The 14,822-nt window shown below is 63.2% G+C and carries 12 protein-coding genes; 3 read left to right on the top strand and 9 right to left on the bottom strand.

The genetic code is table 11. The annotated features are described in order from the left end of the window. Nucleotides 1-20 precede the first annotated feature (20 nt). A complete protein-coding gene (gene accD, locus RVAN_RS04545) occupies nt 21-1,043 on the top strand; it encodes an acetyl-CoA carboxylase, carboxyltransferase subunit beta (RefSeq protein ID WP_013418585.1) in 1,023 nt (340 codons plus the stop codon). Further along, the gene (locus RVAN_RS04540; protein ID WP_013418584.1) at nt 1,040-2,413 is read left to right on the top strand and encodes a bifunctional folylpolyglutamate synthase/dihydrofolate synthase; all 1,374 of its coding nucleotides are present in this window, start codon (nt 1,040-1,042) and stop codon (nt 2,411-2,413) included. Before accD ends, RVAN_RS04540 begins: the two co-directional genes overlap by 4 nt. Nucleotides 2,414-2,623: 210 nt before the next feature. Here RVAN_RS04540 and RVAN_RS04535 read toward each other — a convergent pair whose 3' ends face one another. Beyond that, nucleotides 2,624-4,009, bottom strand: coding sequence for a S41 family peptidase (locus RVAN_RS04535; protein ID WP_013418583.1), 1,386 nt, complete (start codon nt 4,007-4,009; stop codon nt 2,624-2,626). A 280-nt stretch (nt 4,010-4,289) separates the two neighbouring features. Here RVAN_RS04535 and RVAN_RS04530 point away from each other — a divergent pair, with 280 nt between their 5' ends. After that, the gene (locus RVAN_RS04530; RefSeq protein WP_013418582.1) at nt 4,290-5,537 is read left to right on the top strand and encodes a lytic murein transglycosylase; all 1,248 of its coding nucleotides are present in this window, start codon (nt 4,290-4,292) and stop codon (nt 5,535-5,537) included. 36 nt (nt 5,538-5,573) lie between these two features. Here the strand turns inward: RVAN_RS04530 and RVAN_RS04525 are convergent, their stop codons facing one another. The 8 genes from RVAN_RS04525 to RVAN_RS04490 form a co-directional block, all read right to left on the bottom strand. Further along, nucleotides 5,574-6,500 carry a hypothetical protein gene (locus RVAN_RS04525; protein ID WP_013418581.1) on the bottom strand — a complete coding sequence of 309 codons (927 nt, stop codon included), beginning with the start codon at nt 6,498-6,500 and terminating at the stop codon, nt 5,574-5,576. Nucleotides 6,501-6,703: 203 nt separating this feature from the next. Next, the gene (locus RVAN_RS04520) at nt 6,704-7,573 is read right to left on the bottom strand and encodes an NAD(P)-dependent oxidoreductase (RefSeq protein WP_013418580.1); all 870 of its coding nucleotides are present in this window, start codon (nt 7,571-7,573) and stop codon (nt 6,704-6,706) included. Nucleotides 7,574-7,614: 41 nt separating this feature from the next. Continuing rightward, on the bottom strand, nt 7,615-8,901 hold the full coding sequence (locus tag RVAN_RS04515; protein WP_013418579.1) for a hemolysin family protein: 1,287 nt from the start codon (nt 8,899-8,901) through the stop codon (nt 7,615-7,617). 911 nt (nt 8,902-9,812) lie between these two features. Then, entirely contained in the window at nt 9,813-10,862 is a 1,050-nt protein-coding gene (locus RVAN_RS04510) for a branched-chain amino acid ABC transporter permease (protein WP_013418578.1), read from the bottom strand. Nucleotide 10,863: 1 nt separating this feature from the next. Beyond that, nucleotides 10,864-11,982: a branched-chain amino acid ABC transporter permease gene (locus RVAN_RS20760; protein ID WP_013418577.1), complete on the bottom strand. Its 1,119-nt coding sequence runs from the start codon at nt 11,980-11,982 to the stop codon at nt 10,864-10,866. Nucleotides 11,983-12,053: 71 nt separating this feature from the next. Continuing rightward, on the bottom strand, nt 12,054-13,265 hold the full coding sequence (locus RVAN_RS04500) for an ABC transporter substrate-binding protein (RefSeq protein WP_013418576.1): 1,212 nt from the start codon (nt 13,263-13,265) through the stop codon (nt 12,054-12,056). A gap of 34 nt (nt 13,266-13,299) precedes the next feature. Beyond that, nucleotides 13,300-14,061: an ABC transporter ATP-binding protein gene (locus tag RVAN_RS04495; RefSeq protein ID WP_013418575.1), complete on the bottom strand. Its 762-nt coding sequence runs from the start codon at nt 14,059-14,061 to the stop codon at nt 13,300-13,302. Next, complete coding sequence (locus tag RVAN_RS04490) at nt 14,054-14,809, bottom strand: ABC transporter ATP-binding protein (RefSeq protein WP_013418574.1); 756 nt, start codon at nt 14,807-14,809, stop codon at nt 14,054-14,056. Before RVAN_RS04490 ends, RVAN_RS04495 begins: the two co-directional genes overlap by 8 nt. Nucleotides 14,810-14,822: the final 13 nt, after the last annotated feature.

The following is a 14,822-nucleotide window of genomic DNA, read 5'->3' as shown; positions in this document are numbered from 1 at the left end:
GGCAATGAAAGCGAAAAGCCGTGAACTGGATCAATAGCGTCGTCCGCCCCAAGATCAGCGGTCTCTGGCAGAAAAGGGAGATGCCGGAGAACCTTTGGATCAAATGCCCGGAAACCGGGCAGATGGTATTCCACAAGGATCTGGAGGCGAATCAGTTCGTTTTTCCGCAATCCGGCCATCACATGCGCATCGGGGCTGTGCCGCGGCTGAAAACCTTCTTCGACGACGGCAAGTTCGAGACGCTGCCCTCACCCGAAGTGCCCGCCGACCCGCTGAAGTTCCGCGACGAGAAGCGTTATGCCGACCGTATCAAGGAAGCGCGCGCGAAAACCGGCATGCAGGATGCGCTGATAACGGGCGTCGGTCTGCTCGATGGGCTGACGGTCGTCGCGGGCGTGCAGGATTTCACCTTCATGGGCGGCTCGCTCGGCATGGCGGCGGGTGAGGCGATCATCCTCGGCATGATGAAAGCCGTGGAGCTGAAAGCGCCATACATCCTTTTCGTGTCGTCCGGCGGCGCGCGCATGCAGGAGGGCATCTTGTCGCTCATGCAGATGCCTCGTACCACGGTTGCGGTGCAGCGCCTGCGCGACGCGGGCCTGCCTTATATCGTGGTGCTGACCAACCCGACAACGGGCGGCGTCACTGCGTCTTATGCCATGCTGGGTGACATCCACATCGCGGAACCCGGCGCGCTCATCGGTTTTGCCGGGCCGCGCGTCATCGAGCAGACGATCCGCGAGAAGCTGCCCGATGGCTTCCAGCGTTCGGAATATCTCCTCGACCACGGCATGATCGACATGGTGGTGCACCGCCACGAACTGCGCGACACGCTCGCCCGGATCTGCGCGATGCTGACGGCGGAGCGCCGCGGAGTGGCCAAGGCGCGCGCTGCGTCTACGGCCGAGGCCAACGCACGGCATTTGAACGGCGCGGCCTCCGACGCCAAGCTGCCGGCGACGGCGGAACAGATCGCGGCGACAACCGTCGAGCCTGCCTCGCCTGAGCCGACCAAGGCCCCGGCGCCCGCATCGCCGTCATGAGCAAAGCGGGGCACACTCGCGCCCCTCGCAATTCTTCGGACATCTCCTTGAGCTCACCCTCAGACAGCCTGCTTGCGCGCCTTCAGACGCTGCACCCGAAAAGCATCGACCTCTCGCTCGGCCGCGTGCATCGGCTTCTCCGCGCGCTCGGCGACCCACATCGAAGCATTCCTCCCGTGGTTCACGTCGCGGGCACCAACGGCAAGGGGTCCGTGGTCGCGTTCCTGAAGGCGATGCTCGAAGCGTCCGGTTATCGCGCGCATGTCTTCACCTCGCCGCACCTCGTGCGTTTCCATGAACGCATCCAGCTCGCGGCGCAGGGTGGTGCAAGGCCGATCAGCGAGAGCCATCTGGCCGATGTCCTGGCGCGCACTGAGACTGCCAATCGCGGCGAGCCGATCACATTTTTCGAGATCACCACGGCAGCGGCGTTCCTCGCCTTCGCCGAAAATCCGGCCGACATCGTACTTCTGGAGACGGGGCTCGGCGGGCGGCTTGACGCGACCAACGTCATCGACGAGCCTTTGGCAACCGTGCTGACGGCGATCTCGATCGATCATTGCTCCTATCTCGGCGATAATATCGAGGCCATCGCCGGCGAGAAGGCGGGCATTTTGAAGCGCGGACGCCCCGCTATCGTCTCGCGGCAGTCGGACGAGGCGATGCACGTCATTGCCATGCGCGCCGCAGCCCTCGAAGCGCCTGTGATCGCGGCCGGTGCAAGCTGGGACGTGTTCGAGCAGCAGGGCCACCTCGTCTATCAGGATGAGGAAAGCCTGCTCGATCTGCCGCTTCCGCGCTTGTTCGGCCACCACCAGTTCGAGAACGCGGGCACGGCCATCGCCACCGCGCGCAACCTCGAAGGCTTCCACGTGTCCGAGGCAGCCATCGCGAAAGGGATCACATCGGCGGTCTGGCCCGCGCGGCTCGAACGCCTCGGCCCCGGTCGTCTTCACGCGCTCGCGCCCGAGGGCTCGGAAATCTGGGTGGACGGCGGGCATAATCCAGCTGCGGGCGAGGTGGTGGCGCGCGCGCTGGCCGACCTCGAAGAGCGCGTGTCGAGCCCCATTCATTTGATCGTCGGAATGCTGTCGACCAAGGATGCGGGCGGTTTTCTCCGTCACTTTCAGGGCCTGCCCGAGCTTACGGCCACCGTCGACATCGAGGGCCAGACGTCGGCTTACAAGGCGGACGAGCTTGCCGCCATCGCGCGCCGCGAGGGACTTGCCGCCGAGCCAGCCGGGAGCCTCGAAGAGGCTTTTGCGAAAAGCCGCGCCGCCGCGAAAGGCCCCATCCGCATCGTCATCGCGGGCTCGCTCTATCTCGCCGGGCAAGTGCTCGCGGCCCACGCCGAAGAACCGCACGACTGAATTTCAGAGCGTTATCGCACGTACACCGCGCTGCTAGAGCATGACTGGCATCTGAAGCGCGCTCCAAGTTTATCGAGCATGATCCTATCGCACAGTAGGCTTCCACTTTTGCGGGATCACGCACGACTTGCGCTTATGATGGATGGGGCGATCACACGCATTTCGCCGCGATGGCCCCCTCCGAGACTCGGCCGCTCCGCCGCGCGACGCTCAGCCGCCCGACGGGCCGTTCGCCAGCGGGCTTGAAGCCGGGGTCGTGGCACGCGCCTGATCCAGCGAATCCATGGCCTTATTGCCCGTTTGCGGCAGTTGCCCATGGAGGAGCGCCAACGCCGCCTGAAGCTGGTTGTCCTTTTCCTTCTCCTTCGGGACGTAGGAGATGCTGCCACCCCCCTCTTCCGTCGCGGCGGCGTTCTTCAGATGGCCGCGCAACTGAGCCTCGGATTCAAAGGGCACGCTGGCGAGTTGCAGCTTCAGCTCCGGCGGAAGCTCGGGTTCCACCACATAATCAGGTTCGATGCCGGTCGCCTGGATCGAGCGGCCCGACGGCGTGAAATAGCGTGCGGTGGTGACTCGGATCGCGCCCTTGTTGGCGAGCGGAATGAGCGTTTGCACCGATCCCTTGCCGAAGGAGCGTGTGCCGAGCAGCGTCGCCCGCTTGTGGTCCTGAAGCGCGCCCGCGACGACCTCCGAGGCTGACGCCGATCCGCCGTTGAGAAGCACGATCACCGGCTTGCCGTCAGCGATATCGCCCGGCTTAGCGGTCGTGCGCTCGATGTCTTCGGCATTCCTCCCGCGCGTCACGACGATGGAGCCCTTGTCGAGAAACGCGTCGGAAAGGTCGATGGCCTGATCGAGCAGACCGCCCGGATTGTTGCGCAGGTCGAGCACGTAGCCCGACACCTTGCCGTCGAGCGTCCTCTTGATGTCTTCGACCGCCTTCTGAAGATATTCGGTCGTATGTTCGTTCTCGAACGACTTCACCTTGATCCAGCCCGCATCACCCTCGACGCTATATTGCACCGGATTGATCTTGATGATGTCGCGGATGACCTTCACCGTGATCGGGTTGGTCGCGCCCTTCCGCTGGATCGTGAGCGTAACCGGCGAGCCGACCGCCCCGCGCATGCGGTCGACGGCGGCATCCATGCTGAGCCCCTTCACCGTTTGACCATCGAGCGCCGTGATTGCATCGCCAGCGAGCACGCCTGCCCGATCGGCAGGCATATTGTCGAGCGGCGCGATGACCTTGATGGCACCGTCTTCCATCATGACATCGATGCCGAGGCCGCCGAACTCGCCGCGCGTGTCGGCTTGCTCGTCCTGAAATTCCTTGGGCGTCAGATAGGCTGAATGCGGATCGAGCCCATTCACGAGGCCCTTGATCGCATTTTCGATGAGTTTCGCGTCATCGGGTTTTTCGACATATTCGGCGCGCACGCGCTCCAGCACGACTCCGAACAGTTCGAGGTTCTTGTAGATTTCAGGGCTCGTCGCCTGCGCGCTTTCGCGCTGAACGAGCGGCATGAAGAGAAATCCGCCGGTCACGACCAGCGCGATGAGGAACGCACCGAGCGCGAGTTCCTTTTTCCGCATTACTTTTCAACCTTCCAATATCAGGCAAGCTGAAGGTCCGATCACCTGAGCGGGTGAAAAGGTAAACGAATCCTTGCTTCGACAACAGGTTTCCTGCACCCGATCAAAGGCAATTTTTAGGCCAAGGTTGGGGTTGGTTAATTCTTGCCACTTCTGAGTGTGGCCAAGCTACCGATTTGGTGGCCCGGGACGCGAGGCGGCGTTCACCAAAATTCCATGATGTCCTTGTTATTAAAGGCGCGACCACAATTTTGCTGTTGTTTTCAGCAACCTCGGCGCGATGGCTATGAATTTTTCACGCAGGGCGGTGCTTCAGGGCGCGCTCGCCACTCTGGTCTCAGGCGCTTGCGGCAGCGGCGTCCTAACCCCTTCAGCTTCTGCACAATCGGCGCGCATGCCATTTCCGCAATGGGTCGAGGCGTTCGGCGCCCGCGCCCGCTCGCGCGGCATCTCCGGCGCGACGTATGCGCGTGTCATGGGAGCGCTCAAGCCCGACACCTCCGTCTACGCGCTCGACAAGGCGCAGCCCGAATTCAAGGAAGAAGTCTGGCAGTACCTTAATCGCCGCGTGTCCGACTGGCGTATCGGCATCGGTATCGAGCGCGCCCGCGAATATGCGCCATTGTTGGAGAAGATCGAGCGCACCTACGGCGTGGACCGCTACGTGATGCTCGGCCTCTGGGGCATGGAGAGCGCGTTCGGCGATGTCGTTACCAACCCGAAGCATATGCGCCCCGTGTTCCCGGCGCTCGCGGCGCTCGCGTGGGGCGAGCCGCGCCGCCGCAGCTATTGGGAGCAGGAGCTTCTGAACGCGCTCGTCATCGTCGATCGCGGCTGGGCGAGGCCGGATGAGATGATCGGTTCGTGGGCGGGCGCGATGGGGCATACGCAATGGATGCCCGAGGTCTGGCTCAACATGGGCGTGGATTTCAACGGCGACGGCAAGATTTTGCCTTTCGGCCCGCCGGACGATGCACTTGCGGGCACGGCACAATATATCGCAAAGCGCGGGAAATATCGGCGCGGCGAGGGCTGGGGCTATGAAGTGCGCCTGCCGGAAGGCATGGGCGGCGCGGGCGGCTGGAAGTCCATCGCTGCATGGCAGGACAAGGGCGTGACGCGGGCGACCGGCAAGCCGTTCCCGAGGCCCGGCGAACAGGCGCGGCTGTGGCAGCCGGTGGCGCGCGGCCCGGCGTTCCTGCTCACGCGGAATTTCGATGCGATCAAGTCATACAACCCGGCGAACACTTACGCGCTGGCGATTGCCCATCTCGGCGACCGCCTGAAAGGCGAAGGCCCGTTCGTGCAGCAGTTCCCGGGCGGGGAGCGCGCACCCACGCTGGCGGAGGTTCAGGAGTTGCAGAAGCGGCTGACTGCGGCGGGCTTCGACACCGACGGCACCGATGGCCGCGTCGGCAAGGACACCATGAAGGCGATCCGCGACTTCCAGTTGAAGGTCGGTATGCAGCCAGCGGACGGCTATGCCGGGCTGAAGGTGCTGGCACGGTTGCGCGCTAGCGGAGTCTAAAGCTGGATGGTGGCCGGGTGACCCAGCCGCCAACACTTAGCGCGCGCCCAGCGTTTGGCCAACGGCGTTCGAGATCGCCGGCGCAATCTCACGCAGGCTTTGCTGCGTGCTCGCATTCGAGCGCGTTTCGTTGGTGGGACCAAGGGTGATCTTCAGCCGGTGCGTGTCCGTGCGTCCAGTGCTCGCGAGTGAGTTGTTGCCGTTGTGGCCCTTGAAGTGGACCAGCGTCCAGCTCGGGCTGATGTTGGCGCTTTTCACGACGGTGAACTCGATGGAATGGGTGATCGACTTGAGCGGCGCTTCGCAGTCTGCGGAAGGCGCGCCGGACCTTTGACGGCACGTGAAAGCCGGAGGCGCGGCGGGCCGAGTGCTTTGCTTCGGCTGCGGCGACAGCAGGGCGCGGTTGCCGCCTTCCAGCGGACCGAGCACCGACTTGATCCACTGCCTGAGCCCAAGATCGCTGTTCAGATCGCGTCCCTTGGGAAGGTTGCAATTGTCGAACGCTTCACGTCGGTTGACCTTGCTCGCCGGGTTGAGTTGCTCGTGCACCTCCGTGAAATTCATGGAGAAGCTCACGCTCTCGGTCCGCGAAGCGGTGGTGGCGACGCCGCCGCCGAGGCCAAGCGAAAAGCCGCGCGAGAAGGTGCCGAGCGAAGCCGATCTGAAAGGCGGAAACGGATCAAGCACAGCGACCGAAGGCGTGATCGAAGACGACTCGTTGGCGATCAGGTCGAGGTCGACATTGGCGCCCCAGGTCTGAAACCAGGCGTATTCCTTGGGAATGTCGCGCGTCGCGTCGTAGATCTCGCATTTGACGCGCTTCACGACCTCGTTGATCGGAATGCTGCCGTCCTCGCGCGCCTCGGTGCCGTTGATGGGGCTGAGCGCGGGCACCGTTGTGCAACCGCCAAGCCCGACAAGCGCACATGACGCGGCGACGGAAAAAAACTGCGCAATACGCATGAAAGAATGCCCCGACCCAAGCCCGGCGCAAGCTTACACACGGCGGCTATCGAGCAACAAGGCGCGCCCTTTGCTGCTCCTGTTGATATCCGTCAATGGCGTGTCATGAGAAAGCGACTGTTGCTTCTGGAACACCAAATAACAATCTTTGGTGGGTTATATTATAACGGAAAAACCTTGGGTTGTCGTTTTGGTGCGCGCGATTATTTTCGGTTCAGCCGCGCAATGAGGCTCGACGTGTCCCAGCGCTTGCCGCCCATCGCCTGCACCTCGGAATAAAACTGATCGACAAGCGCGGCGAGCGGCAGATGAGCGCCGTTCTTACGCGCCTCGTCGAGACAGATTGCGAGGTCCTTCCGCATCCAGTCGACCGCGAAGCCGAAGTCGAACTGGCCGGCGTCCATCGTCTTCGAGCGGTTTTCCATCTGCCAGGACTGCGCCGCGCCCTTGGAGATCGTGTCGATCACGGCGGGCACGTCGAGCCCCGCCTTCTGCGCGAAGTGGATGCCCTCAGCGAGCCCCTGCACAACGCCCGCGATGCAGAGCTGATTGACCATCTTCGTGAGCTGGCCCGCGCCCGCCGGCCCTATATGCTTCACGGCGCGTGCGAACGAGGCGATGACCGGTTCGGCACTGGCGAAGGCGTCCGCGTCGCCGCCGACCATCACCGTGAGCGTGCCGTTTTCCGCGCCCGCCTGTCCGCCCGAAACCGGAGCGTCGAGGAAATGCGCGCCGTGCGCCTTCGCGGCCGCGTGAAGCTCGCGCGCGACATCGGCGGAGTCGGTGGTGTTGTCGATGAAGATCGCGCCGGGCTTAAGCGCACCGTACGCGCCGTCGGGAGCGGTCGTCACTTCGCGCAGGTCGTTGTCGTTACCGACGCAGGAGAAGACGAAATCCGCCCCCTTCGCGGCCTCAGCGGGCGTCGGCGCGTGCTGGCCGCCGAACTCCGCCACCCATTTCGCTGCCTTCGCCGCCGTGCGGTTGAAGACCGTCACATCGTGGCCGCGCTTGGAAATATGCCCGGCCATGGGATAGCCCATGACGCCAAGTCCGATGAATGCAACCTTGCTCATGAGCGCGCTCTTTCAGATTATGGGCCAACCGGCCGATTCGCTTACACGGGACGGAACGCGAGCACCTTGTCGATGCGTCGGCCGTCGAGATCGATCACCTCGAACACCCATGAGCGCCAGCGGAACTTCTCGCCCACGGCGGGAATGTGCCCGAGTTGCGCGAGCACGAAGCCCGCAAGCGTCGTATATTCCGCGTCGTCCACGGCCATGCCGTTCACGTCGAGCACGCGCTCCACCTCGTAGACCGGCATCTGCGCGTCGAGCAGCCACGAGCCATCCTCGCGCTGAACGGCGGACTGTCCGATGTCGGCCTCTTCTTCCGGCAGCTCGCCCGCGATCCCGGCGAGGATGTCGGCGGGCGTCACGATGCCTTGAACGGTGCCGTGTTCGTCGAGCACGATCGCCATGTGGACGAGCGTGTTCTTGAACATTTCGAGCAGCTTCAGAACGTTCGTGCTCTCGTGAACGTAGAGCGGTGCCATGATCGCCGCTTCGAGATTGATCTTGCCGCCGTGGCGGCACTGTTCGAGCAGCGTTTTTGCGTGGATGACCCCGAAAGTCTCGTCCACGTCGTCGCGGCACACGGGAAAGCGGGAATGACCGCTAGAGAAGATGTCGTTGAATATGGCTTCTTCGCTGTCGTTGACGTCGAGCCAGATGATATCGCGCCGGGGCACCATGATCGAGCGAACCGAGCGGTCGGCGACGCTCAGCACGCGCTCGATGATTTCCTGCTCGGCCTTCTCGAACACACCGGCCTCGGTGCCTTCCGCGATCATGGATTTCACCTCTTCCTCGGTGACTTCCGGCTCGGCCTTCATCGGGCCTGCGAGCCTGAGCACCGCATCCGTCGAGAGGCGAAGGAAGAAGGAGATCGGGGTTGAAATGGTGGCCCAGACGTTCAGGGTCGGCGCCACGAGGCAGGCGATGACTTCCCGGTTTGCGAGCGCGAGCCTTTTCGGCACGAGTTCGCCAATCACGAGCGAGAAGTAGGAGATTGTCGCCACGACGATGAAGGAGGCGAGCCAGCTGGACCAGGAGCCCAGCCATTCCACGCCTTCAAGCGCATAAGCAAGCGAGGGCGCGAGCGTCAATTCGCCATACGCGCCGGAGAGGATGGCAACGACCGTGATGCCGATCTGCACGGCGGGGAGAAAACGGCCTGGGTCCGCGTTCAATGAGGCGGCAGCAACAGCGCCGCGCTTGCCGTCGCTGACGAACTTGTGGAGTCGCGCGGGCCGGGAGGAAACGATCGCAAGCTCCGCCGCCACCAGAAAGGCGTTGAGCAGAATGAGAGAGACAATGACGAGGAGTTCGGGCCAGGGCATCGATGTGTGAGGTGTCGCTTCTGGGGGATGTTATAGCGGGTGTTCGCGACAACCGTAATAAAATATGGGTTCAGCGCCAATTTTCCGCATGGTAGCGAGCTTCAATCGACGTCGGCTCACCCAGTTTGACGGCATCGAGGTGGCATGCAGTCGGCCGGTCGACGGAATTTGTTTGACCGCTTTATCACCTCAACGGGCATCCTGTGAGACACTGCCGTAGGGCCAGAGCGTCAGAGGAAACCGGGCTTGAACCCGGCTTCCAGCGTCATGGGCGGAGCGTTTCTTCCGCATGCAGCCCGTGGGAAGCATGCGTCCGAGGAGCCGCCCGAAGGCCAAACTACCCCCGTCCACTCGGAGGATAGAGATGTTGATGCATTCGGAAAATATCGCTCTCCGGAAGCGTGATGCACCGCCTGCGTCCTCCATTGCCGGAAATCTGCTGCGAACGGTACCGTAAGAGACCTGCGAGAGCTGCTTTCAGCATCGGTCCTCCGACTGTCGCCCTGGGCTTTGTCTCGTGGAGGAGAAAGCCCGGATCAGACGTATGAGCCTCCTCACGCTCAGCTTTCCGCGCTGGAATGAAGGCTCTGCGGGCATTCGGAAGCCGGAGGCGCTTCGCCGCCGACGCCTTCGCCCGCACGGAACCGGCACGCCCGCGCGGCACTCGACGACGGCTTTCGCCGTCGCGGACGCTACACCCTGCGCTACCCTTACAGGGTGACTGCGACTTGGCCGTTATAAGCAAAAATCGTGAAGCACTGATGTTCAAGATAGCGCGATTCTAGCGTCATTGCGCGGACTTAACAAAAGGTTAACGTGCATTAAGATCGCGTTAACGCGTTCAACCGGCGCGGGAATTTGCGCGTCGCTCGCGGCACGCTCCGCACACCGATTCGGGCCGAATCGAAGCATCACAGCGGGCGCTTGATCCAGCGGCTCAACCTGCCGACGATCCCCTCGCGGAACAGCATCACGCAGATGACGAAGATCGTGCCCTGTACGATCGTGACCCAAGCGCCGAGATTGTTGAGGTAGGTCTGGATCGCGATGACGATCACCGCGCCGACCACTGGGCCGAATATCGTGCCCATGCCGCCGACGAGCGTCATCAGCACCACCTCGCCTGACATGGTCCAGTGTACGTCCGAAAGCGTGGCGATCTGCGAGACGATGGCCTTCATGCCGCCCGCCAGCCCTGCGAGGGCCGCCGAAAGCACGAACACCGCGAGCTTGTAGCGCTGCGTGCGGTAGCCGAGCGAGATCGCGCGCGGCTCGTTATCGCGGATGGCCTTCAACACCTGCCCGAACGGCGAATGGATGATGCGGTAGATCAGCAGAAAGCCCGCGAAGAAGATGGCAGCGACCACATAATAGAGCGTGGTGTCGTCGCGAAGGTCGATGAAGCCGAGGAAATGTCCGCGCGGCACACCCTGAATGCCGTTCTCGCCGCCCGTGAACGGGGCTTGCAGCGAGAAGAAGTAGACCATCTGCGCGAGCGCCAGCGTAATCATGGCGAAATAGATGCCCTGCCGCTTGATGGCGAGCGAGCCGACGATGAGGCCGAGCACCGCCGCCACGGCCGCGCCCGTGAGCATCGCAAGCTCGGGCGCGAAGGGCGGCAGCCCGACGGGCAAGTCGAAACGCCCGACGCCCGGGAGCCAGAAGGGCAGGGCGGCGATGCCACTTTTCGCTGTATAGGCCGCCACATACGACGCCATGCCGAAGAACATCGCGTGGCCAAAGGAGAGAAGCCCGACGAAGCCGAGCAGCATGTTGAACGCGCAGGCGAACAGCGCAAAGCACAGGAGTTGCGCGAGCACGAACGGGTAAAGGCCGAGCAGGGGCAGGATCGCGAGCACGGCCGCGAGACCGGCGAACAGCGCCGCGTGCAGGAAAGAAGGCGACGCCTTGAACGGTCGGATGGCCTGCGAGGCGATGACGCGCGGTTGATCGAGGCTCATCTTACGCGGTCCTCCCGAACAGTCCGGCGGGTTTTATCAACAGCACGATGGCCATGATGACGAAGATCACCACCGACGCGGCCTCGGGGTAGAAGACCTTCGTAAGCCCCTCCACGATGCCGAGCATGAAGCCTGTCACGATGGCGCCGAGGATCGAACCCATGCCGCCGATCACGACAACCGCGAACACCACGATGATGAGATCCGCGCCCATGTTGGGGTTCACCGAGTAGATCGGCGCGGCGAGCACACCAGCGAGCCCGGCCAGCGCCACGCCGAAGCCATAGGTGAACGTCACGAGGCGCGGCACGTTCACGCCGAAGGCCGACAGCAGCGTCGGGTTTTCCGTCGCCGCGCGCAAATACGCGCCGAGCTTCGTCTTCTCGATGATGAGCCAGGTCGCGATGCAGACGACGAGCGACGCCACGATCACCCAGCCGCGATAAATCGGCAGGAACATGAAGCCGAGATTCTGCCCGCCCCTGAGTTCGTCCGGGATCGTGTAAGGCAGGCCCGACGAGCCATACTGGTTCACGAACAGCCCCTGTATGATGATGGCGAGGCCGAAGGTGAGGAGCAGGCCGTAAAGGTGGTCGGTGTTCTGGTCGGCGTCCGGCGCGTTCAGCAGGTTCGTCGCGGAAAGAAACGACGTGAACAGTAGCGCGCCGATGGCCGCGATGCCGTAGGCCGCCGCCGGGTCGAGCTTGTAACCGGCGAGCGAAACGAGGTCCGGCACCGCGCCGCTGGATAGATGCGAGGCCGCGAGCGCGAGGAAGATTGCGACGAAACTCGCGATGAAGATCAGCGGGCGCGTCTTGGAGCGCACATTCAGCTGCGAAATGAGGTTCTGCTCAAGCAACATGCCGAGGCCGCCGACGATCAAGGGCGCGAGGATCAGGGCTGGCCAGTAGCCGATGGAATAAAGCGGGTTGTTCAGGAGCAGGTACGCCGCGAACGCGCCCAGCATGTATTGCGCGCCGTGGGCGAAGTTGATGATGTTGAGAAGGCCGAAGATCACCGCGAGCCCGAGGCTCAGCAACGCATAGAACGAGCCGTTGATCAGCCCGAGGAGGAGTTGGCCGAACAGCGCCTGCGGTGGCACGCCGATGAGGTCGAACATGGCTTTCCTTCTCCGCGAAGTGCGGCGCCGAGGTCGTTACGGCGCCGCGATTGCCTGCAGAACCGCGCTGTCTATTTCGCGGCCGAAGCGACGAGCGGGCAGCCGCCTTCGGAGAGCGGACGGAACGCCTTGGCGGCGGGCGTCGTCGCGAGCAGCTTGTAATAGTCCCACGGGCCTTTCGACTCCTCCGGCTTCTTCACCTCAAAGAGGTAGGAGTCGTGGATCTTGCGGCCGTCCGCGCGCACCTCGCCCTTGCCGAACAGCGGGTCGTCGGTCGGCGTCGCCTTCATCTGCGTGACGACAGCCGCGCCATCCTTCGCGCTTTTCAGCGCCTCGACCGCCTTCAGATAATGCAGCACGCCGGAATAGACGCCCGCCTGAACCATGGTCGGCTTGCGCCCCGTCTGCTTCTGGAAGCGCTCGGCAAAGGCGCGCGTTTCGTCGTTCAGATCCCAGTAAAAGGAGGCCGTGAAGATGAGGCCTTGCGCCGTCTTCAGCCCCAGCGAATGAATGTCCGTCAGGAAGATCAGCAGGCCCGCGAGGTTCTGGCCGCTCTGAACGATGCCGAATTCGGATGCCTGCTTGATGGAGTTGATCGTGTCGCCGCCCGCATTGGCGAGGCCAACGATCTTTGCGCCCGACGATTGCGCTTGAAGCAGGAAGGACGAGAAGTCCTGCGTGTTGAGCGGCGCCTTCACCGAGCCGACGACCGTGCCGCCCGCGTCCTTCACCACCTTCGCGGTGTCGCGTTCGAGCGCATGGCCGAAAGCGTAATCGGCGGTGATGAAGAACCACTTGTCGCCGCCCTGCTTGACGATGGCGGCACCGGTGCCATTCGCGAGCTGCCAGGTGTCGTAGGTCCAGTGGATGGTGTTCGGCGTGCATTTCGCGCCGGTGAGGTCGGACGACGCCGCGCCGGAGTTGATGAAGACCTTGTTCTTCTCCTTGACGATTTCGCTGACGGCCAGCGCGACGCCCGAATTCGGCGTGTCCACGATGAGGTTGACGCCCTGCTGATCGAACCATTCGCGCGCGGTGTTCACCGCGATGTCGGACTTGTTCTGATGGTCCGCCGCGATCACGTCGACCTTCAGGCCCTTCTCGGCCGCCTTGAAATCCTCCACCGCGAGCTTCGCCGCGACAACCGAGCCTTCGCCGCCGAGATCGGCATAGAGGCTTGAGCGGTCGTTCAGGACGCCGATCTTGACCGGCGTCTGTGCCGCAGCCCCTGTCGCGGCGGCAAGCAACGCCGCTCCCGCGATGAATACCGTCCTGAATTTCATGCGTTTTGCTCCCTATTTTTACTTAAGCAACATCTTAAACGCCGAGATAGCTGTGCAGTTTAGCCTTGTTCGCCTCAAGGTCCGCGTTCGGGATCATGTCCACAACCTTGCCTTGCTCGACCACGAAATGGCGGTCGGCGACGGTCGCCGCGAAATGGAAGTTCTGTTCGACGAGCACGATATTGAAGCCGCTCTTCTTCAGTTCACGGATCGTGCGGCCGATCTGTTGCACAATGACGGGGGCGAGACCCTCGGTCGGCTCGTCGAGAAGGAGCGTGCGCGCGCCGGTGCGGAGGATGCGGGCGATGGCGAGCATCTGCTGTTCGCCGCCCGAAAGCTTGGTGCCCTGGCTTTTCCGCCGCTCGCGCAGGTTCGGAAACATGTCGTAGATGCGTTCGACCGCCAGCCCGCCCGGTTTTACCACCGGCGGCAGCATGAGGTTTTCCTCGACCGAAAGGCTCGCGAAGATGCCGCGTTCCTCGGGCACATAGCCCATGCCGCGCCGTGCGATGGTCCGCGAGGGCAGGGTGATGGTTTCCGCACCGTCGAAAATGACGGAGCCTTGACGTTTGGCGAGAAGGCCCATGATCGCGCGAAGCGTTGTCGTCTTGCCCGCGCCGTTGCGGCCGAGCAGCGTGACGACCTCGCCGGGACGAAGGTCGAAACTTATGCCGTGCAGCACGTGGCTTTCGCCGTACCACGCTTCGAGGCCGGAAACGGCAAGCAGGGGCGCGCTCGCCTGCCGGATCGCTCTCGCCTCGGCTAACCCCCGTTCGGGCAACCCCCGCTCAGGCATGGCCCACCCCGATATAGGCTTCGATGACGCGTTCATCCTTCGAAACGGTGTCGTAGTCGCCCTCCGCCAGCACACGGCCGCGCGCAAGCACGGTGATGACATCGGAAAGGTCGGCGACAACGGAAAGATTATGCTCCACCATGAGGATGGTGCGATTTTCAGCCACCCGCGCGATCAGCGCCGCGATGCGGCCGACATCCTCATGCGCCATCCCCGCCATCGGCTCGTCGAGCAGCATGACTTCGGGGTCGAGCGCGAGGGTTGTGGCGATTTCGAGCGAACGCTTGCGGCCATAAGAAAGCTCGCCCGCGAGCGTCGTGGCGAAATCGCCGAGCCCCACCGCCTCAAGCAAATCGAGCGCGCGGTCGTCGAGGTCGCGCAACGTGGCTTCGGAGCGCCAGAAATCGAAGCTGTCGCCGCGCTTTCGTTGCAGTGCGATGCGCACGTTTTCGAGCGCCGTCAGATGTGGAAAAACCGCCGAAATCTGGAAGGATCGCACGAGACCCTTGCGTGCCACGTCGGCGGGCGAAGTCTTCGTGATGTCCTCGCCCTTGTAGAGGATCGTGCCGCGCGTCGGCGTCAGGAACTTCGTGAGGAGGTTGAAGCAGGTGGTCTTGCCCGCGCCGTTCGGACCGATGAGGGCATGAATGGTGCCGCGCCGAACTTTCAGATCGACGCCATTCACGGCGATGAAGCCACGAAATTCCTTCGTGAGGCCCGCTGTCTGCAAAACGATGTCGTCGGCCATCGTCCCTCCCATG

Origin of the sequence: Rhodomicrobium vannielii ATCC 17100 (assembly GCF_000166055.1) — a bacterium.
In the GTDB taxonomy this organism is placed as follows: Bacteria; Pseudomonadota; Alphaproteobacteria; order Rhizobiales; family Rhodomicrobiaceae; genus Rhodomicrobium; species Rhodomicrobium vannielii.
Note: the sequence above shows the minus strand (reverse complement) of the source record. Positions and strands in the feature narration are given on the sequence as shown.